This window comes from Evtepia sp. (genome assembly GCF_034090835.1).
Lineage (GTDB): Bacteria > Bacillota > Clostridia > Oscillospirales > Oscillospiraceae > Evtepia.
In genome coordinates this window covers 22,418-42,073 of the sequence record NZ_JAXDRS010000027.1, presented here as the reverse complement: position 1 = coordinate 42,073, position 19,656 = coordinate 22,418, and the positions used below count along the sequence as shown (strand labels likewise).

18 protein-coding genes, 1 tRNA gene and 2 pseudogenes are annotated in these 19,656 nt (G+C 59.3%); 9 read left to right on the top strand and 12 right to left on the bottom strand.

Going from position 1 to position 19,656, the window contains the following annotated elements; genetic code table 11:
* A pseudogene (locus SOR61_RS05500) lies at positions 1–142 on the top strand (relaxase/mobilization nuclease domain-containing protein); the annotation flags it as partial.
* On the opposite strand, the gene SOR61_RS05495 reads toward SOR61_RS05500, so the two are convergent.
* Both SOR61_RS05495 and SOR61_RS05490 read right to left on the bottom strand, forming a co-directional pair.
* Positions 98–397 (bottom strand): EAL domain-containing protein, encoded by a 300-nt coding sequence (locus SOR61_RS05495; protein ID WP_320611673.1) that lies wholly within the window; start codon positions 395–397, stop codon positions 98–100. The pseudogene SOR61_RS05500 and the gene SOR61_RS05495 sit on opposite strands and share 45 nt — an antisense overlap.
* A 446-nt stretch (positions 398–843) precedes the next feature.
* Positions 844–920 (bottom strand) — tRNA-Val (locus tag SOR61_RS05490).
* A 211-nt stretch (positions 921–1,131) separates the two neighbouring features.
* Here SOR61_RS05490 and SOR61_RS05485 point away from each other — a divergent pair.
* Both SOR61_RS05485 and SOR61_RS05480 read left to right on the top strand, forming a co-directional pair.
* Positions 1,132–2,514: an RNA-binding domain-containing protein gene (locus tag SOR61_RS05485; RefSeq protein ID WP_320611672.1), complete on the top strand. Its 1,383-nt coding sequence runs from the start codon at positions 1,132–1,134 to the stop codon at positions 2,512–2,514.
* A 26-nt stretch (positions 2,515–2,540) separates the two neighbouring features.
* Entirely contained in the window at positions 2,541–3,884 is a 1,344-nt protein-coding gene (locus SOR61_RS05480; RefSeq protein WP_320611671.1) for a hypothetical protein, read from the top strand.
* Between the two features lie 52 nt (positions 3,885–3,936).
* On the opposite strand, the gene SOR61_RS05475 is transcribed toward SOR61_RS05480, so the two are convergent.
* The gene (locus SOR61_RS05475) at positions 3,937–5,100 is read right to left on the bottom strand and encodes a helix-turn-helix transcriptional regulator (RefSeq protein ID WP_320611670.1); all 1,164 of its coding nucleotides are present in this window, start codon (positions 5,098–5,100) and stop codon (positions 3,937–3,939) included.
* Between the two features lie 286 nt (positions 5,101–5,386).
* Here SOR61_RS05475 and SOR61_RS05470 point away from each other — a divergent pair, with 286 nt between their 5' ends.
* The 6 genes from SOR61_RS05470 (at position 5,387) to obgE (ending at position 10,178) form a co-directional block, all read left to right on the top strand.
* The gene (locus SOR61_RS05470; RefSeq protein WP_320611669.1) at positions 5,387–6,613 is read left to right on the top strand and encodes an acetyl-CoA C-acyltransferase; all 1,227 of its coding nucleotides are present in this window, start codon (positions 5,387–5,389) and stop codon (positions 6,611–6,613) included.
* Between the two features lie 142 nt (positions 6,614–6,755).
* The gene (gene prmA / locus SOR61_RS05465; RefSeq protein ID WP_320611668.1) at positions 6,756–7,709 is read left to right on the top strand and encodes a 50S ribosomal protein L11 methyltransferase; all 954 of its coding nucleotides are present in this window, start codon (positions 6,756–6,758) and stop codon (positions 7,707–7,709) included.
* Positions 7,710–7,871: 162 nt separating this feature from the next.
* Positions 7,872–8,180, top strand: a complete 309-nt coding sequence (gene rplU, locus SOR61_RS05460; RefSeq protein WP_320611667.1) for a 50S ribosomal protein L21 — start codon at positions 7,872–7,874, stop codon at positions 8,178–8,180.
* Positions 8,180–8,509, top strand: coding sequence for a ribosomal-processing cysteine protease Prp (locus tag SOR61_RS05455; RefSeq protein WP_320611666.1), 330 nt, complete (start codon positions 8,180–8,182; stop codon positions 8,507–8,509). The genes rplU and SOR61_RS05455 overlap by 1 nt, the downstream gene beginning before the upstream one ends.
* Positions 8,510–8,512: 3 nt before the next feature.
* Positions 8,513–8,800, top strand: coding sequence for a 50S ribosomal protein L27 (gene rpmA, locus SOR61_RS05450; RefSeq protein ID WP_320611665.1), 288 nt, complete (start codon positions 8,513–8,515; stop codon positions 8,798–8,800).
* Positions 8,801–8,897: 97 nt separating this feature from the next.
* Positions 8,898–10,178 carry a GTPase ObgE gene (obgE, locus tag SOR61_RS05445; RefSeq protein WP_320611664.1) on the top strand — a complete coding sequence of 427 codons (1,281 nt, stop codon included), beginning with the start codon at positions 8,898–8,900 and terminating at the stop codon, positions 10,176–10,178.
* Between the two features lie 91 nt (positions 10,179–10,269).
* Here obgE and SOR61_RS05440 read toward each other — a convergent pair whose 3' ends face one another.
* The 9 genes and pseudogenes from SOR61_RS05440 to SOR61_RS05400 all read right to left on the bottom strand — a co-directional run bounded on the left by SOR61_RS05440 (position 10,270) and on the right by SOR61_RS05400 (position 19,542).
* On the bottom strand, positions 10,270–11,088 hold the full coding sequence (locus SOR61_RS05440; RefSeq protein WP_320611663.1) for an HAD-IIA family hydrolase: 819 nt from the start codon (positions 11,086–11,088) through the stop codon (positions 10,270–10,272).
* A gap of 167 nt (positions 11,089–11,255) precedes the next feature.
* Entirely contained in the window at positions 11,256–13,205 is a 1,950-nt protein-coding gene (locus tag SOR61_RS05435) for an FAD-dependent oxidoreductase (RefSeq protein WP_320611662.1), read from the bottom strand.
* A 22-nt stretch (positions 13,206–13,227) separates the two neighbouring features.
* Positions 13,228–13,749: a hypothetical protein gene (locus tag SOR61_RS05430; protein WP_320611661.1), complete on the bottom strand. Its 522-nt coding sequence runs from the start codon at positions 13,747–13,749 to the stop codon at positions 13,228–13,230.
* Between the two features lie 12 nt (positions 13,750–13,761).
* A pseudogene (locus tag SOR61_RS05425) lies at positions 13,762–14,612 on the bottom strand (aldo/keto reductase).
* Positions 14,613–14,820: 208 nt separating this feature from the next.
* The gene (locus tag SOR61_RS05420) at positions 14,821–15,198 is read right to left on the bottom strand and encodes a hypothetical protein (protein ID WP_320611660.1); all 378 of its coding nucleotides are present in this window, start codon (positions 15,196–15,198) and stop codon (positions 14,821–14,823) included.
* Positions 15,199–15,276: 78 nt separating this feature from the next.
* Complete coding sequence (locus SOR61_RS05415) at positions 15,277–15,846, bottom strand: DUF6935 domain-containing protein (RefSeq protein ID WP_320611659.1); 570 nt, start codon at positions 15,844–15,846, stop codon at positions 15,277–15,279.
* A 50-nt stretch (positions 15,847–15,896) separates the two neighbouring features.
* On the bottom strand, positions 15,897–17,057 hold the full coding sequence (locus SOR61_RS05410; RefSeq protein ID WP_320611658.1) for a hypothetical protein: 1,161 nt from the start codon (positions 17,055–17,057) through the stop codon (positions 15,897–15,899).
* A 15-nt stretch (positions 17,058–17,072) separates the two neighbouring features.
* Positions 17,073–18,389 (bottom strand): TPM domain-containing protein, encoded by a 1,317-nt coding sequence (locus SOR61_RS05405; RefSeq protein WP_320611657.1) that lies wholly within the window; start codon positions 18,387–18,389, stop codon positions 17,073–17,075.
* 19 nt (positions 18,390–18,408) lie between these two features.
* Complete coding sequence (locus SOR61_RS05400) at positions 18,409–19,542, bottom strand: hypothetical protein (protein WP_320611656.1); 1,134 nt, start codon at positions 19,540–19,542, stop codon at positions 18,409–18,411.
* Between the last annotated feature and the right edge of the window lie 114 nt (positions 19,543–19,656).

The window sequence follows — 19,656 nt, the reverse complement described above, 5'->3', positions numbered from 1 at the left end:
TCAATCCTTTTTACCGGGAGAAACCACGCCTAAAATGGCACACCAAATCGGTATAGAGCTGTGTAAAAAGATACTCAAAGACGAGTACGAATTTGTTTTATCTACTCACATAGACAAAGGACATATTCACAATCACATCATGGAGCTGCGCGGCCAGCTTCAGCACGGACTCTACCACATATCGCCCGCGGCGGTTGTTGTTCTTCCCTACGAAGAAACTCCGGTCCAGCTTGATGGCATCCACATCCAGGTCGTTCAAAAGCCCCAGAGAAGAAAACCCTGTGCCAAAATCATCCAGAGAGCACCGGAAACCATAGGCATGGATGTCGTCAATGATGGACTTGATGCCCTGGGGATCCTCAAACATAATGGTCTCGGTCAGCTCAAACTCGATCATATTGGGCGCAACGCTGTGCCGGGAGCAGATCTCCTGATAGTCCTTCAAAAACATCATCCACACAGGGAAGGCAAGTGGTTTTTCCACTGCAAGAGCGGAAAAAGGCTGAAATGACGGAAGTCTATCCTTCCATTGTAAAATCATTCCACCGCAATTAACAGATGATAATTTTACCCTCTCTCTTCCCAGATTTTTCCGTCCTTTCATGAATAGGACCTACGGTATTCTTGCAAATTTATTCCTATGGAAGACCATGGATCCACAGTCCACCCACTGTCCCGATCCATGATCTTCCGGTAGAAAGCCCCGTTGGTCTGCCCTGGGGCCTTCTGGCCCGCCAACGAGCCAACAGAACCGCTGTATCCCTCGGGATGCCCTGGCCGGATCTCAGCTTTTATCCCGCAAAACGCAAAAAAACACCTGAAACCATTTGGTTTCAGGTGTTTTGGTGGACGATACAGGACTTGAACCTGTGACCTCCCGCACGTCAAGCGGATGCTCATACCAGCTGAGCTAATCGTCCGTGTTCTCTTGCGGAACGATGTTTATTTTATAGCATGGTTCTCCATTTGTCAAGCACTTTTTCAAATTTTTTCGGCAATTCTTTTCTCTCCTCTGGAAGACCCGGATTTCGCAAATTGACAAGGAATATATACCTATATATAATAGAGTAATTCCTATCTTACCCTTCCCATAGACGATGGGCTCCGTTTCCTGAACGGGAGGTACTGTCCATGATCGACCTGAACAACATCGTGCGCTACCATGAGAACAACCGGATCGAAGCCAAAAAAGCCGCAGGAGGCTTCCCCCACAGCCTGTGGGAAACCTATTCTGCTTTCGCCAACACCATCGGCGGGATCATTCTGCTGGGGGTGGAGGAATCCTCTGACAAGCAGCTGCGCATCACCGGGGTCCCCAATGGGAACGCCTACGAGACCATCTTCTGGGACACTGTCACCAACCCGTCCAAGGTCAGCGCCAACATCCTACAGCCCAGCGATGTGCAGCGCCACACCATCCAGGAAAAGGAGATCCTGGTCATCACCGTTCCCAGGGCCAACCGGCACCAGCGTCCGGTGTACATCGGCGACAGCCCCTTTACCGGCTCCTACCGCCGGGATGGGGAGGGGGACTACCACTGCTCCCCCGATGAAGTCCGGGCCATGCTCCGGGACCGGGACGACGCCCCGGCTGACCTGGCCGTATTGGACGGCCGCTCCCCCGACGACCTCTGCCAGGAGACCCTGCGGCACTTCCGTCTGCTCATGGCCATGCGGCAGCCGGAACACCCCTGGAACTTTCTCCCTGACCAGCCCTTTCTTCTGGCCGCTGGCGTGCTGGGCCGGGGCCAGGACAGCGAAATCCATCCCACCCTGGCCGGACTCCTCCTTCTGGGCAAACGGAGCGCCATTCGAGAGGTCTTTCCTCAGCTCCGCTTGGAGTACCGGGAGACCGACACCGGGTTCCAACTGGCCACCATCCGTCCGGGTCCCCCGGAAAACCTCTTCTCCTTCTACACCATGACCGCCCGCCGCCTTACTGCCGTGGCCGCCCTGCTGGAGAAAGACCCCCGCCGCCGGGACAACCTGGCTGCTGCCATGCGGGAGGCGGTCCTCAACGCCATCCTCCACGCCGACTATTTCAGCCGGGGCGGGCTCATGATCCAGCGCACGGACACCAGGCTCCAGGTCTCCAACGGAGGCCTGCTCCGGGTCTCCCCGGACGCTGCCAAAGAAGGCGGCGCCGCCGACCCTCGCAACATGGTCCTCACCCGCCTGTTCTCCCTGATCAAACTGGGGTCCGGTACCGGGAAGGGGCTGAAAAGCATCTATACCCTCTGGGCGCAGCAGGGCTGGACCACCCCCACCCTGTCCGAGGCCTTTAAGGCCGGGGTCACCAGCCTCTCTCTTCCCCTGCCTCCCAGAGAGTTTTCCGCAGAGGAACTGACCCGCCAGCAGATCGCTGAGTATCTCACCGACCACGTCTCTGCCTCCCCCGGTGAACTGGAAGAGACCCTGGGGCTCTCCCCACAGGAGGTCAGCCAGGCCCTGTCGGTCTTACTGCAGAAAAATCTGATCGTCAAAAAAGAACGCCGTTACTCCCTGCCCTCTTGACCCACCCCTCGAAAGGAGGTCCTTTTATGTCTGGCACCATCATCCTTTGGATCAGCGTTATCTGGCTCCCTGCGCTCCTGTTCCTTCTGCTCAGAAACGAGACCAAATGGAAAAAGGGAATCGCCGCAGGTGTCACCTTTCCTTATGAGGGACAGCAGCACCCGGAGGTCCAGGCCCGGCTCCGCCGGTTCCGAAAGCAGATGGGCTGGCTCTGTCTGGCCCTGACCGCTGCTGCGCTCCCCTGCCTTTTTCTTCCCTCCTTCTCCCTCTCCTTCGCCTTCTGGGGGTTTTGGCTCTTTGCCTGTATCCTGCTCCCCTATGTTCCTTACGTTCTCTGCAACCGGGACTTAAAACGACTGAAACAGGTTCACGGCTGGAATCGGCTGGGACAGCAGCCTGCTCCCATCCCTAAGGAAGCCATCCCACCCTTCCGCCGGCTCCCTGTCTGGTTCTTCCTGCCCCCGGTCCTGCTCTCCCTGCTTCCCCTTCTCTGGGACAGGGCCCTGTGGCCTTCTTCCGTCATCATGGCGCTCTGCCAGGTCCTCTTTTTCCTCTGCTATCGCTATACCTACCGGGACCGCCCGGAGCAGGTGGGGGAGGACCTGGACCGCACCAAAGCCCTCACCGCCCTCCGCCGCCGCAACTGGAATCTGGTCTGGGGGGTGTGCGCCTACTGCCTGGCCGGGTGCAGTCTGGTTCTGGGTCTGCCTCCGCTCCAAGGGCTGCCCGCCCTGCTCCTATTCTTTGCCCTGGCCATTCTCATGACCGCAGTTTGTCTGGCCGCAGAGTTTCGCACCCGAAAGCAGCAGGAAACCCTCTCCCAGTCTGTGGGCGGAGATCCCTATCGGGACGAAGACGACCGCTGGCTCCTGGGCCTGTTTTATTACAACCCCAGGGACCGGCACCTCTTTGTGAACGCCCGGACGGGGCTGAACACCACCGTGAATCTGGCCCGCCCGGCAGGGAAGGTCCTGACCGCCCTGGGGCTGGCCTGCCTGCTGGCGCTGCCGTTCCTGGGGCCGGCTCTGAACGCCTACGCCCAGACACCCCTTCTCTTAACCGTCACCAGCCAGGAAATCACCGCCGGGCAAAACGGCGAGGACTATACCCTGTCCTGCACCCAGGTGGCCTCTGCCCAGCTGCTGGAGGAGCTGCCCCCGCATCTGGGCCGGACCCACGGCACCGGAATGGACACCCTGCTGAAAGGGACCTTTTCCGCCCCCAGCCTGGGCTCGGTCCAGGTGGCCCTGGACCCCACCTGTCCGCCCTTCCTCCTTCTCACCACCCACGACGGCCGGCACTACCTCTTTGGCACTCGAACGCCCCAGGAGACCGTCCGCTGCTACGAGGCCATTCTGGCGTCCCTTTAACCAAAAACACCACGCAGCAGGGCTTGTCCCGCTGCGTGGTGTTTTCTCATTCTTACGGCTTTCCCTGCTCCTTTAAAATGGGCTGAAGGTGCATCAGCAGGTCTACCTTGTTGTTCACTTCAAACTTCTTATAAATATTGGCAATGTGGGTGCGGACGGTATAAATGCTAATGTGCAGCTCTTCGGCGATCTGCTCATTTTTCATACCAGAGGCCAGGTAATAGACGATCCGCCGCTCCTGTTGGGTCAAGGTGTTGTAGGGATGGTTCAGGTTCTTGGGCAGTTCCTTGGTCTGGCAGGTGATGAGCATCAGGTGCCAGGTCTGGATGAGCCCCGCTGCGCTGGAGGACAGGAAGGAAGTATGATAAAAGGTGATGTCCCCAGCCAGAGAGGTGATGGTCTGGCTGCTCCCGCCCTGGGTGGTCAGACGCTCGCTGATCTCATTGATCATGGTCTGCACTTCCCGGAACTGGCTCTCTCCCTGGTAGTTGCTCCGCAGGAAATGACCCTGGTTATGCCGGTACTGCTCCCAGAACACCCGGCTGATGTCCTTGGCCGCCTGGTTGCACTGCATGACGGTCATATCCTGGTTGAGAATGGCAGCCCCCATTTTATTCTCCTGGTAAAAGAGGTTGAAGCTGTCATGGAACCGGGCCTCGCCGCTGTGGCGGAGGTAGTTCTGGTAATTGGCCTCAACCAGGACCGCCAGGTACTCCAGGAGGTTCCGCTCCTCCTCCCCAAAGCCGCCTTCTTCCCGGGACCGGAAGAGGCCCATGGAACCGATCACCCGGTCCCCCAGGTAAAAGAACAGCACCGCCTGGTAATACATATCTTCCCCGGACATATGAATGCCATAGGGGGTCCGCTCATACTCCTCCAGGGGCATCACATCCTCCGTGAAGATCACATGCCGTCCCTTTAAATGGGCCGGCAGAGAGGAATAGCGGAAAATATCATCTTTATAAATGTGGTCCTTGTAGTCATACATGGGACCGTATCGGATGCCGTAGGTGATGTAGTTGCTCAAGGTGCTCACCCGGCGGGAAGGAACACCCGGAAAGGACGAGAAGTGATAAGGGAAAAAAATGCTCCGCCGAAATCCAAAGTGTTTATCAAAAAGAGATAGCACCTTTTTGGGGAAGTTGTCGCTGTCCCTTGCGATCTCCAACGACAGGGCCATGGCCGCGTCATGCCACTTTTCCGGGATCTTGCTCATGGACACGCCTCCTTTATTTCGCCCCACATCTCTCTATTCGAGGAAAATGACAGAAGTGATGCATTCCCCATTTAGGGTCTTGTGGGTTTGGATGGTTCTATTATACATAGTTTGTACCAGAATCTCAAGTTTTCTCCTTCATTCCTATCAGAAAATTTTTCTCTCTGGCCTATAGTTCGGCTTGACACCGCTCCTTTTCGGTGTATAATATATCCATACGTGAATTTGATTAAATCATTTTAGTATAAAATGAACAAATATATGATTGTACAGGAGGATATCTCAAATGCAACCGAGAGATGTAGTTATCGTGAGCGCCTGCCGCACTGCCATCGGCAAGTTCCAGGGCCAGTTCAAGGATGTGTCCGCCAGAGAGCTCGCTATTACCGCTGGTAAGGAAGCCATTCGCCGCGCCGGCATTGATATTAAGACCATCGATGAAATCGTCATGGGTGAGTGCTATACCGGTATGCAGGGTTCCCTGCCTGCCCGTCAGGTCTCCATGCGCATCGGCCTGGACATCAGCAGCAGCGCTGTCACCGTCAACCAGAACTGCGCCTCCGGTATGCGTGCTCTGGAGATCGCCTGCCAGAACATCCAGCTGGGCAAGACCGACATCGGTCTGGTCGTCGGCGTGGAAAACATGACCCAGGCTCCCTTCCTGCTCCCCAAGGCTCGTATGGGCTACCGCATGGGCGGCATCCCCACCGAGGGCGGCGCTGAGCTGTACGACAGCCTGATCCACGACGCTCTGTATGACGCTCTGGTTCCCGGCCACATGGGCGTGACCGCTGACAACGTGGCAAAGCTCTGCAACGTCACCCGTGAAGAGTGCGACGAGCTGGCCGTCATCAGCCACAACCGCGCTTGCGCTGCCATTGACAGCGGCAAGTTCAAGGACGAGATCGTTCCCGTTGTGATCCACAACAAGAAGAAGGGCGATATCGCCATTGACACCGACGAGCATCCCATCCGCAACTGCAGCTACGAGACCATCTCCAAGATGAAGGCTGTCTTCACCCCCGATGGTGTCACCACCGCTGCCAACGCTTCCGGCATCAACGACGCTGCTGCTGCTGTCATCGTGATGTCCGCTGACAAGGCCAAGGAGCTGGGCCTGAAGACCATGGCCAAGATGATCAACATGTGCAGCGCCGGCGTGGAGCCCAAGTACATGGGCATCGGCCCCGCTTACGCCATCCCCAAGTGCCTGAAGCAGGCCGGCATGGACTTCGCTGACGTGGACTACTGGGAGATCAACGAGGCATTCGCTGCTCAGTTCCTGGGTGTCGGCCGCAAGCTGAAGGAAGAGCACGGCTGGGAGATCGACATGGAGCGCACCAACGTCAACGGTTCCGGTATCTCCCTGGGTCACCCCATCGGCTGCACCGGTCTGCGGATCATTGTCTCCATGCTCTACGAAATGGAGCGTCGTGGCGCTACCGTGGGCGGCGCTTCCCTGTGCGTCGGCGGCGGCCCCGCTATGGCTTCCCTGTGGACTCGCGACGTGTAATCTTCGCGATCCCCTCTTTTTCACCATCCAAGCCCCCGGCACGGACCTCCGTGCCGGGGGCTTTTTCCTTGTTCCCAGGGCAAAAACATGGTAAAATACCCTTACGATATGACAAACTATCACAACCACAGGAGGATGCGCCATGGACAGCATATGGCTTGAGATCGCCATCAACACCAAATCCGAAGAGCTGGAGGCCCTCTCCGCCCGGCTCATTGCCAACGGAGTCACCGGCTTCGTGGTGGAGGAAGAGGAAGAGTTCCTCTCCTTCCTGGAAGAAAACCGCCAGTACTGGGACTACGTGGACGACGAACTTATGGAGCAGATGAAAGGGGTCTCCCGGGTGAAGCTCTATGTCACCGACGACCAGGACGGACAGGCCCAGCTGGCCCAATACCTCAAAGGCATTGACCTACCTTACACTTCCGTCCCCCTGCGGGAATACGACTGGGCACACAGCTGGCAGAAGTACTACCGCCCCCTGGCCATCGGGAAAAAGCTCTACATTGTTCCCGAGTGGGAAAGAGACACCGCTGCCATTCCCGAGGGCGCAACTCGTCTGCTCCTGAACCCCGGCCTCACTTTCGGTACCGGCTCTCACGCCTCCACCCAGCTCTGCCTGGAAGGGCTGGAGGACTACACCGTGCCCGGTGCCCCGGTGCTGGACCTGGGCTGCGGCAGCGGCATCCTGGCCATCGCCGCCCTGCGGCTGGGCGCCAGCCACGCTGTGGGTGTGGACATCGACCCCAAGGCCGTGGACGTGGCCTACGAAAACGCCGCCCTTAACGACATCGGAAAGGACCGCTGCCGTTTCCTGGCTGGAAACGTACTGGATGATGACGGTCTGGTCCGGGAACTGGCCCAGGAAAAGGCCCCCCTGGTGCTGGCCAACATCGTTGCCGACGTGATCATCCCTCTGGCTCCCCTGGTGCCCACCCTGCTGGCTCCCGGCGGGACCTTCCTCTGCTCCGGTATCATCGACCAGAGAGGGGACGAAGTGGCTGCCGCTCTGAACAAGGCCGGACTCACCGTCATCCGCCGGATGGAAAAGAACGGCTGGATCGCCCTGGCCGCCAAGATCGAACCCATTTCCTAAAATATTCTTGGAAAAACGTCGTTGTCCTCTTGACTTCCCCTTTCCTCGCTGATATAATTTTAAAGCCGCTTTGAATGGGTCAAGAAGCAGGCGCAGGAGTTTCTCCCCCTGCGTTTCGCCCACGACAGCGAGCCCGTAATTAAGGAAAGAGGTGCACACAGCATGCATGCAATCATTGAGACCGGCGGTAAGCAGTACAAGGTCGCAGAAGGCGACGTCCTGTTCATCGAAAAGCTGAACAATGAAGCCGGTGACGAGATCAAGTTCGACAAGGTTCTGGCTGTTCTGGGCGACGAGCCCAAGTTCGGCGCTCCCCTGGTGGAAGGCGCTTCTGTCGACGCTTCCGTCGTGAAGAACGGCAAGGGCAAGAAGGTCGTCATCTTCAAGTACAAGCCCAAGAAGGGTTACCGTCTGCGTCAGGGCCATCGTCAGCCCTATACCAAGGTTGAGATCAAGAAGATCAACGCTTAATGACAACCGCTTCTTTCGCAACTGACGGCAGCCGCATTGTCTCCTTCTCCGTGCAGGGACACAGCGGTCTGGCCGAATCCGGAGAGGATATCCTCTGCGCCGCTGTCACCAGCGCCGTCCGCCTGACCGAGTGCGCCATCAACGACGTCCTCGGCCTGGAGGCCGCCGTGAAAGTCAGCGACAAAGACGCTTCCATCTCCCTCAAACTCCCCCGGAACCTGGAAGGAGAAGCCGATCAGGTCTGCCAGACTCTCCTGGCCTCCCTGATGCTCTACTTCGTCCAGCTTCAGGAGGAATACCCCGAAAACATTATCGTCATGGAGGTGTAACCTATGCTTCATATCGGACTTCAGTTCTTCGCTCACAAGAAGGGCGTTGGCTCCACCCGTAACGGCCGTGATTCCATGGCTCAGCGTCTGGGCGTTAAGCGCGGCGACGGTCAGTTCGTCCTGGCCGGCAACATCCTGGTTCGTCAGCGCGGCACCCACATCCATCCCGGCACCAACGTGGGCATCGGCAAGGACGATACCCTGTTTGCCCTGAAGGACGGCCGCGTCAAGTTTGAGCGGCTGGGTAAGGACCGCAAGCAGGTCTCCATCGTTGAGGCCATTGCGGAGTAATTTCCGACAAATTGCGCATCCTAAGCCCCGAACGGAACCCCGTTCGGGGCTTTTTTCCAACGTTTCTCATCCATCCCCAAAGAAAGGAAGGTGCCCCATGGCAAATACCTTTATCGATACCGCCCGCATCCTGGTTCGCTCCGGTGCAGGCGGCAACGGCGCGGTGGCCTTCCACCGAGAAAAGTACGTGGCTGCCGGCGGCCCCGACGGCGGGGACGGCGGCCGAGGCGGCGATATCATCCTCCAGGTGGACGACCGGATGTCCACCCTTATGGACTTCCGCTATAAACGCAAATACGTAGCCGAAAACGGCGGCAACGGCAGCGGAAAACGCTGCACCGGCAAAGACGGCGCCCCCCTCATCATCAAGGTTCCCCGGGGCACCGTGGTCCGGGATGCCGAAACCAAAGAGATCATCCAGGACATGTCCGGGGACGAGCCCTTCGTCCTCTGCCGGGGCGGCAACGGCGGCTGGGGCAACAAGCACTTCGCCACCCCCACCCGTCAGACTCCTCAGTTCGCCAAGGCCGGCCTGCCTGGCAAAGAGCGGACCGTCCTGCTGGAACTGAAACTCCTGGCTGACGTGGGCCTGGTGGGTTTCCCCAACGTGGGGAAATCTACCCTGCTTTCCGTGGCCACCAAGGCCCGTCCCAAGATCGCCAACTACCACTTCACCACCCTTTTCCCCAACCTGGGGGTCGTCTTTGTGGATGAAGGGGTTTCCTTCGTCATGGCCGACATCCCCGGCATCATCGAAGGCGCCTCCGACGGCGCCGGGCTGGGCCACGACTTCCTCCGCCACATCGACCGCTGCCGCCTGCTCATCCACATGGTCGACGTCTCCGGCTCGGAAGGCCGGGACCCGGTGGAGGACTTCGAGACCATCAACGCTGAGCTGAAAGAATACAGCCCCGAGCTGGCCAGCCGGAAGATGATCGTGGCCGCCAACAAGACCGACATTCTGGAGGACCGCACTCTGCTGGAAAAGCTGAAAGCCCACGTGGAAGGGCTTGGCCTCTCCTTCTTTGAGCTCTCCGCTGCCGCCCATCAGGGGGTCCGGGAACTCATGAAGGCCGCCGCCGGCGAGCTGGCCCACCTGCCCCCGGTGATCGTCTACGAGCCGGAATACGTGGAGCGTCCCCCTCAGGTGGACACCTCCGAACCCCTGTCCATCCGTCACGAGGACGACGTGTGGATCGTGGAGGGCCCCTGGCTCCAGAAGATCATGGCCAACGTCAACTTCTCCAACTACGAATCCCGCAACTGGTTCGACCGTATGCTCCGCAACGCCGGACTCTTCGACCGGTTGGAAGAAATGGGAATCAAGGACGGCGACCTGGTCAGCCTCTACAACCTGGACTTCGAATACCAGAGATAAACAAACGGTGCACAGAACCACTCTGTGCACCGTTTTTCTTTTGAAGGAAAGGCACAGCGTCTCTCTGTGCCTGTTGTTCTCCCGTTGGCGTTTACACGGCCAACGCTTCCACCGGAGAGAAATCCTCCTCTTCTGCTGCGTCCGGGATCTCCCCCACTCCACTGAGAATGAGGCGGGGCCGGTAGGGAAAATGATCCACCATGCTTCGATCCGTCACCCCGGACAGCACCAGCACCGTATCCAGACCGCACTCGATCCCGGCCACAATGTCGGTATCCATCCGGTCTCCGATGATGGCGGTGTCCTGAGAATGGACCCCCAGCATGTTGATCCCCGTGCGCATCATGAGAGGATTGGGTTTGCCAATATAGTACGCTGCTTTTCCCGTGGCCAGTTCAATGGGGGCCACCAGCGCCCGACAGGCAGGAACCACACCAGATTCTGTGGGGCCGGTCAGGTCTGTGTTGGTACCGATCAATCTCGCTCCCCGCTGCACACACCGCACAGCCCGGCAAATGTTATCGTAGGTATAACTGCTGGATTCCCCCACGATCACATAGTCAGGCGCCACATCGTCAAAGGTGATCCCCCGCTCGTACAATGCGTTGAGCAAGCCTGGTTCCCCGATCACAAAAGCCTTTGCTCCCGGCATCTGGTTGGCAATAAACTCTGCCGTGGCTAAGGCACTGGTGTAGAAATGTTTTTCATCGATGTCCAGGCCCAGACGGGATAACTTCCCCTGAAGCTCCCGCTGGGTCTTGCCGCTGTTGTTGGTCAGGAACAGAAATTCCTTCTTTTCCCGGTAGAGCCAGTCTACAAACTCCCGAACCCCAGGCAGCAACCGATTTCCATGATAAATGACGCCATCCATGTCACAGATGAAGCCCTTTTTTTGTCTTAATTCTTTCACAGTTCTTCCTCCTGCTCTTCCTGGGCCAACTGCGTTTCTTTTCTTCTTATCTCACCCCCTACTCTACACACCCTTTGTTAAATTCTCCATCCTTTCTCTGTTAAACCTCTGCTTCCTGTAAAAAAGATGCCCTGCCAATTGGCAGGGCATCTTTTGGATTCTTTCTCTTACAGTGTCAGGGCTGTCCGGTATCCGCTGCGTACTGCGTCCCAGATCTGTCCGCCTTTGGCCCGGTCGCCAATGGAATACACCCGCTGGCACACGTCGTGCAGGGCTTCTCCATAGGGTGCATTGGGTACCGTCCCCAGAGACAGTACCACCCGATCACAGGGATAGACATACTCTTCCCCAGTCTTGGTGTCACAGAACCAGATGCGGCCCTCTCCCACCTTGGTCAGGGTGCGGTTACACAGGAAGACCACGTTGTTGATCTCCAAAATCGCCGTGACTGCATTGCGGTTGGAGCCCTGGACCCCGGGTGCCAGGCGAGGCGCTGCCTCCAGCACCATCACCGCGTTGTTGTTCTCCCGCTCCGACAGAATTTCCGCTGTCTCAAGGCCGGTCATACCAGAGCCGACCACCACAACGCTCTCCTCCCGGATCGCTGCCTCCCCGGAAATGATCTCCGGGGGCGTGCACACCATTGGGCTTTCCGCTGCGCCCTGGATGGAAGCAGGAATGGCCGGGTGACCACCGGTGGCATCCAACACGGCATAGGGAGCCATGGCCTTCAATTCCTCTACTGTAGGGGAACATCCATACCGGAACTCCACCCCCGCCTGGGCGCAGCGATGGACCAGGCTGTCGATCAGCCACTGGATCTTCTCCTTGCGGGGCGTGCGAACTGCCAGCCGCAGCTGGCCGCCGGGCACGTCCGCCTTTTCAAACAGCACCACCCGGAAGCCCCGGCGGGCCGCGATCCACGCTGCCTCCATGCCCCCCGGGCCCGCGCCCAGCACCACCACCAGACGGCCTTCACCATCCTCTTTCAAGGGCGGCAGGGATGCCTCGTATCCCGTCTCCGGGTTCACGGCGCAGGTGATGTGCCGGTCCACCTCGTACTTCTCAAAGCAGGCCATGCAGGAAATGCAGGGAATGATGTCCTCTGTCCGCCCCTCCCGGGCCTTCCTGGCCCACTCCGGGTCTGCCAGATGGCTGCGGACCGAGCCTGCAAAGTCCAGCACGCCCTCTTCCAGCAGTTTTTCTGCATAAGCCGGGTCCCGAATAAGAGCCACCGACAGGACAGGAATGGATACCGTCCCCTTCACCGCCTTGGGCAAATGCTTCCGCCAGCCTTGCAGATAGTTCATAGGCTCCACGCTCTGGCTCAGCTTGCTGTCCGTGCCGGAGGCCGTAACGTTGATGGCGTCCACTCCCCAGCGTTCCAGCATCCGGCAGATCTTAATGCCGGTATCCGCATGGTACCCTTCTCTGCCAATATACTCCTCCAGAGACACCCGGAACATGAGGGGAAAATCCTTACCGCAGGTGGCCCGGATGGCCTCCACGATCTCCCGCAGAATCCGGGTGCGGTTCTCCAGACTTCCGCCGTACTCATCGGTACGGTGGTTGGTCACAGGGCTCAGGAAGCTATGCAGGAAATAGTGGTGACCGGCATGGATCTCCACCCCATCAAATCCGGCCCGCTTGACCCGTTCCGCCGCCCGGCCAAACTTCTCCACGATCTCACGGATCTCCTCTCGGGTGGCCTCTCGGGCCTCTCCCCGCTTCTTTCCCCGGGCCTTGCTGGCCGACAGCAGGGGCAGCACCGGCGTCAACTTCGGGTCTGCGTTGGAACCAGGATGGAACAGCTGGGCAAAAATTTTGGTGCCATAGGGATGGATCCGGTCCGCCAACTGCCGGAAGGACGCCACGTTCTCCTCCCGGTCAGCGTTCAGCTCCCGGTCGTACAGGACCCCGTGCGCCTGATCCACGCAGACCATCTCTGTAATGATGAGGCCAACGCCGCCCTTTGCACGGGCCTCGTAATAGACCAGCATCTCCTCTGTCATGGTGCCATCCGGCTCCGACAGGGACGCCGCAGCCGCGGTCATCACAATGCGGTTGGGCAGGGTCAAGGTCCCGATCTGACCCGGGGAAAACAGCTTCTGATTCATGGTTCTCTTTCTCTCCTCTTCTTTACGCCTGCTCCTCCGGCTTTTTCTCCACCTCGGCCCGTTTCTCTTCCCGGCTCTCTTTCTCCTGCTGGGCCTGGGCTTCCTTCTCCGCCCGGCGGGCCTGCCGGACCTCCTTCTTCAGCTGGTTTAAGTAATCCGGGGGAATGACGCTGGACCCATTGGGGTTGAGAATGTACTCCCGGACCTTATGGGCCAGCTCCTCCGTGGAGGGATGCACCACCACCAGATTATTCTCATAGGCGTACCAGTAGCTCTTTTTCACATCGGGCATCTCCTTGGTGATAAGCTGCAGGCAGGCATGGCGCATGGCTGTGGGCGGCGTATACACCACATCCTTAATGGAGGTGAAGGGGATGACCCGCTCTTTTTCCTCCATTCTGGTCTTGCTGAGGCAGCGCATCACGCAGTAGTCCACATACACATCCAGCCGGGAGGAACCCCCCGGCAGCCAGAACAGCAGGCCCTTGCGCACGGCCTTCTGATGGGCTGCCTTTTCCTCCCGTTTCTTCTTCCGACCAAACATCTTGCCCCTCCTTTAGAAATCAATGCGGTCCGGGTCCAGACCGGAATACCCTGCGGTTTCCATCCCGTTCATCGCCTCCAGGTCCTCCAGCGCCAAGGCAAAGTCAAACAGATCCAGATTCTCCTGCATCCTGCTGGGGGTCACTGATTTCGGCAGCGGCAGGGTCCCGTTGTCCAGGCACCAGCGCAGGCACAGCTGGGCCGGGGTCTTTCCATACTTCTCCCCCAACTGTTTCAGCAGTGGATGGTTCTGGAGCCGTCCCCGGGCCATGGGGCTCCAAGCCTCAATCAAGATCCCATGGGTGCGGCAGAAAGATACCACCTCCGGCTGCATCCAGCCGGGATGAAACTCGATCTGGTTCACCATGGGGATCTCTTCCGTCTCCAGAAGGCCCCGGAGGTGATGGGGCAGGAAGTTGGACACCCCAATGGACCGCACCCTGCCTTCCCGGTACAGGCGGGTCATGGCACGCCAGGTCTCCCGGTTGGTGATTTCCCAGTCCTTATCCTGGTGGGCGGCCGCAGGCCAGTGGATGAGATACAGGTCTCCAGCACATCCAGGCCAAGATTTTCCATGGTCTGGTCAAAGGCCGCCAGGGTCTTGTCATAGCCCCGGTCGGTGTTCCACACCTTGCTGGTCACAAAGAGGTCCTCTCTGGGGATCTCCGCTGCCCGGATGCCCCGGCCTACGCTGGTCTCGTTGCCATAGCAGGCCGCTGTGTCAATGTGTCGGTACCCCAGTTCCAGGGCGGTCTTCACCGCCTGGACCCCCTCCGGACCCTCCGGCATCTTCCAGGTCCCATAACCCAGCGCAGGGATCTCCACTCCGTTTCGCAAAGAAAATGTCTTTTCCGGCGTACGCATACCATCCGCCTCCTTTGTTTCGTTTTACCAGCAGTATACCACAGCCGCCGCACAAAAAAAAGTGGCCTCTCTTCCCGCCCCTGCATCCCCCACCTCTGCCTGGGGCACGCCGCCGGAGAAAAAGAAAGGGCAGCTTTGAATGTCTCAAAGCCGCTTTCTATCCGATGGCTTCCTGCCGTCTGCTGCAGGCGCTGTTCTCCCGGGAAGATCACAGCGCCTCCAGCTTCGCAAGCAGGTAGGTCAGGGAACTATCACAAAAGACGAAATCATCTGCCAGGCCAGAATTTTTGATGTCTACAGCCTCCTTGCGCACCACCGCTTCTTCCGGCCTGACCAGAAGCAGGATCTTTACATCCTGCTCATCCCGCCGAATGGACTGACAGATCGCAACCGCCTGCTCCATATCCGCCTGATCCACAAGATCCAATATCACGACATCGGCATGGAAAATATCGACCGCAACGATGGCCTGCGGATAATTGAGCTGAGCCGCCCATCGGAAATCCAGCTCCGGCTTTGATCGAAAGGCCACCGATAATCCCTGCCCAAGCATCTTATTGGATGAGAGAAATAGCACTGTTTTCATGATCGGCCCCCTCTGTCAAATGCGAATGTTTTCCTGGCCGCTCCCCAGACCGGTCCTGTCCCGGCCCCGCCTCCGGAGCTACGCCCAGGGATCGGAGGCCTTCGGAGTGCGGACGCCGACCAGCAGATACTGCTCCCAGAGGAACCACTTCCCATCACTGCCCCGCTGGCGGAGCTTGATGGGGCGGGGGGCGTCCGCGCCGCCGCAGGGGATCAACAGTTTCATGTAGCCCGGCTCCGCACCGGAAACGTGGTTGCTTTCGATGTGGATGGTATAAGGCCGGGCGGGGGTATAGTTGTTGTCGGGAGAGGCGCCTGCAAAGTAGGTGAAGGGCAGGTAGGTCTTTCCATCCCGGAACCGGTCATGCAGGAAGGAGAGGTCCTGGCCGGTCAGAGGGCGCGGGCCCCGCAGCCAGTTGAGCATCTCCGCACCGATGGTCCGGTCGGCGGCGCAGGCGCACAGAGCCAGGACGGTCAGGGCGGCCGTCTGGAAGGGGGTGGCCAGGGCGGCCTCCGGGATGGCTTGCAGCTGGGCAAGACTTTCGGGGAGGGCCGCAAAGGTGAAAGTCTCCCAATGCGCACCCACAGAGGGCCCAGCGGCGGCTGCGCTGCCCATGGCAGCCTGGTTCAGTTTGTCAAAAATACCCATACAAGATCTCCTCTCACGCGCGCAGCGGTCCGGCGCGCCTTGTCTGTTTCTCAGCCGTAGGTGAGCGTCAGATCTCTGTAAAGCATATCGTCGTCGAAAAAGGGCGGGCACGAATAGGTGTCGGGGTCAGCCTCCACGTGAAGGTGCTCACCGGAAGCGTCAATCAGCACCGGATACCTGCCCTGGATGCAGAAGTCACTGGAGGCAAAGAGCTTCATGCAAAGGCGGTCGCCCTCCATGCGCCAGACGCCGGAATAGCAAAGCTCATACAGCTGTCCGGCACTCTCCTGGTAGTAAAGAGTCACGGCACCGGAATAGTTCGGGTCTCCGTCCCCCCAGCTCATGTCCATCATCCATGGTCCGCAGAGCCAGGTGGTGCGGGCAAGTCCCTGGTCGGTGGGAGGCAGCCACTCGGTCCCCGCCGGGGGCTGCCATTCCTCCCCCCACCGCCACTCCTCTTCGGTCCAGCCATTCTGGGTGGCTCCCTGGTCCTGGGGGCTCCAGTCCTGGGGATAGTCCAGCCCGGTGACAACGCCGAAGATGGAAAAGTCCATCAGCATGGGTTCGCCCCCCTTCCCGGCGGGCACCACCGGGACGTCGTACTCGTCGCTCACCGGGTACCAGACCACCTTGACTCCATCCTTGGTCACAAGGGTGATCCGGGTGTCCGGCTTCTCCCGGGAGGTCTCAAAGTTTACGAAGAGGAACACGGGCTTGCCGTCGCCCTGGTAGAGCGTCTCTCCGGCCACCGGCGTGGCAGCGGAGCCCTTCCAGGCGACCCGCTCCACGGTAAGGCTGGTGTCTCCATCCCGGGGAACAATGCAGTACAGGTCGCCGTAGCCCGGGCCCAGGGTGCGCTGTCTGCTGATCTCCAGCATGAAGGGCAGGGTATCCACCAGGCCCATCCAGTGGGTCTTCATCCAGTTGGACAGGGGGACGGTGTCACCCTGGTCCCGGTGGCCCAGGTAGGTCACCCCGCCTGTGGTCTGGCTGCTGTCGGTCATGTCGGACCGCAGCCAGGCAAGGGACTCCGCCCCCTCCTCCGAGGTGGTCTCCGGGTCGGAGTCTTCTTGCAGGCCCGTTTTGCCGCCAGCGGTGCTTACTTCGTCCTTTGGAGGGGTGGGGGCTTTTTCGCCGCAGGCGGCCAGGCCCAGGAGCAGGATGGCGCACAGGAGTGCCGAAAGGACCCGGCGAAGATAGGTTGTCTTCATGGTCTGGCCTCCTTCTTAGAATTTCCCGCTGCGGCCGCTTCCGCCTCCGCCGCTTTCACTGCTGGAACTCTCCTTCTCGATCTTGACCCGGGTCTCGGTGGTGTGGGTGTACCGGTCGTATTGATCGGTCAGGCTCAGACCACCGGCGGCGATGTAGGCATCGACCTCCGACTTCTGGTGGACCGTTTTCATCTTGCGCATGAGGACGATGCAGATGGTCCCTGCGACCAGGCAGGAGAGTCCCGTCATCATGAGCACCCACGGCCAGTGGGCGGGGCGCACCGGCTTGCCCTCCTCGGCCTTGGTCAGGTACTCGTCGCAGGTGTCCAGATAGTGGGTGATGCCGGTCTTCCAGTCGTTGCTGCCAAAGTTCTCCAGGAAAGCCTCTTCCAGCTTTTCCTGTCCGTAGGAATCAAAGGCATACTCGGCGAACTCGCCATAGACGAACATGGCGTAGTCCCGCTCCTTCATGCTGAGCAGGACGATGATGCCGTTGCGGTCCTTGCCCAGGCCAAGATCGATGCCGTGGTAGATCTTGGTGGTCACGTCGTAGACTTCACCGTCGCCGTACAGGGTATAGTCATCCACTATGTAGAAGTAGACGCCCACCTGATGGCTCTGGGAAATGCTCTTGGCCCGGGACTCCAGCTCCAGCCACTCTTTTTCGGAGAGGACACCGCTCTCGTCCATCACGTACTCGATGTCCGTAATGTCGAACCCCGGCTCTTCCGCCGTGTCGGAGGGTTCGGGGGCTTCCGTGCCCGTCTCCTGGCCGGAGCCGGCGGGCTCACCCAGGATGTAGGCCTCTGCGGCCACAGACATGGCGTCCACGGCCCTGGTCAGGGCGGTGCTGCTTGCGGTCATGTCGCTGCCGTCCCAGTCCTGCAACTCCATGCAGGGCTGGACCGCATCGCGGATGATGTTGGCCAGTTCCTGACTGCTGCCCCTCTCCTGGCTCAGCTTGACATAGACGCACCAGTCCTCGCTGGAGGACATGGCGTAGGTACCGTCGTCCTGGGGCTCCAGGTAAATGGTCAGGGAAACGCCCTCGTTCTCCTCTCCATAGCCGTAGTCGTAGTTCTCGTAGAGCGCTTCGGCGGTGTCGATGACACCGTTGTCGTTGATCTCGGTCAGCACATCCACCCGCAGATCAAGGCCCAGGGTCCTGGAGAGCATGGGCAGCGTCTTTTCCCCTTGCAGGGTCAGCGTTTCCGACGCCAGCATCTCGGTCTCGTCATAGATAACGCCGTACTCCATCGCCGCCATGGCAGGCGTGCAGAGCAGCAGGACGAGCAGGAAAATCAGCGCAGAAAGGGAGCATATTTTCTTCATATCTGACCCACCCTCCTTCTCACAGCACAAAGCTCAGCAAAGACGTTACCACCGACAGGGGGACGGCGATGGCGGCAAACAGCCCCCAGAACTTTCCCCAGCTCACCGGCAGGTCGCCCACCAGCTTCCCCGTCTGCCCGTTCATGGCAAAGAGAAAGTCCTTGCCCTTCCACTTGGTGTTGAGCATCCAGACGGGCATCAGGGCGTAGTGTACCTTGCCCCTTTTCAGGTTGATGTGATCATCCCTGAGGGTACAGGTGTCATATCCCCCGATGGTCTGGCGCAGCGCCGAGGTCAGGGTCCCCTCACAGCGCTGGTCGGCCCGCTGCTGGCAGTCCTCCACGGTCACGTCAAACTTGTCGGCCAGGAAACCGGGGAGATACGCCGTGGAAAAGTCTTTGATCTCCCCGTAGTCATAGGGCTCGATGGAGTCCATATGGTCGTCCGGCATCTTGCTGGAGGCATCCACCGGCACCTTCTCAAAGGTGACGAATCCAGCCCGGTACACGTCGTAGTGCTCGGTTTCCGTGACTTCATAGTCGCCGGAGACGTAAGTATGGGAACGAGTGGCCTCATAATGGGCGCTGCCCTCGGCCTCGCCGTCAAACATCCAGAAGGGAACGTAGATCCCCCGGATCTCCTGCACATGGTTCTCATCTTTGAACTGCTTGGGTAAGAAAAATTTTCCTTTGTAGTGGTCCTTCAGGGCCTTGCCCGCATCCTCCTTGCTCAGTTTGAAGGGGAGGATAAAATCCGGCCGCAGATGCCCGGAGAACTGCCCCGGCACCACCGTGGGATTCCCGCAGTAGGGACAGGAGGTGGCCGCCGTGCTTGCGTCGCAGAGGAGCTCTGCGCCGCAGCTGGGGCAGCTGTAGGTCCGCATCCCCTCTCCTTCTGCGCCCCAGTCCTCACAAAACCCGGAGGTATCCCAGGACGCCTCTCCTGAGGGCGGCGGGGTCTGCTCCTCCCTCTTCTCCTCGGCCGCCTGCTGCGCCGCTGCCGCCTTGGCTTCTTTCTCTGCGTAAAGCGCCTCGATCTCCGCTACGTCGTAGCTGGCGCCGCAGTAGTCGCACTCCAGCTTGCCGGAGGCACCCGAGAAGTGCAGCGGTCCGGTGCAGCTGGGGCACTGATAGTTGGTGATCTGTGTTGACATTTCATTCCCTCGCTTCCCGTGCCGGCGCTGCCTTTTCCAGGGCTGGAACGGCGCAGCGCCGGAAGCAGTTCTTACTGTGGTGCCGTGTATCGGCTGGACGGATGCCTTCCCCCT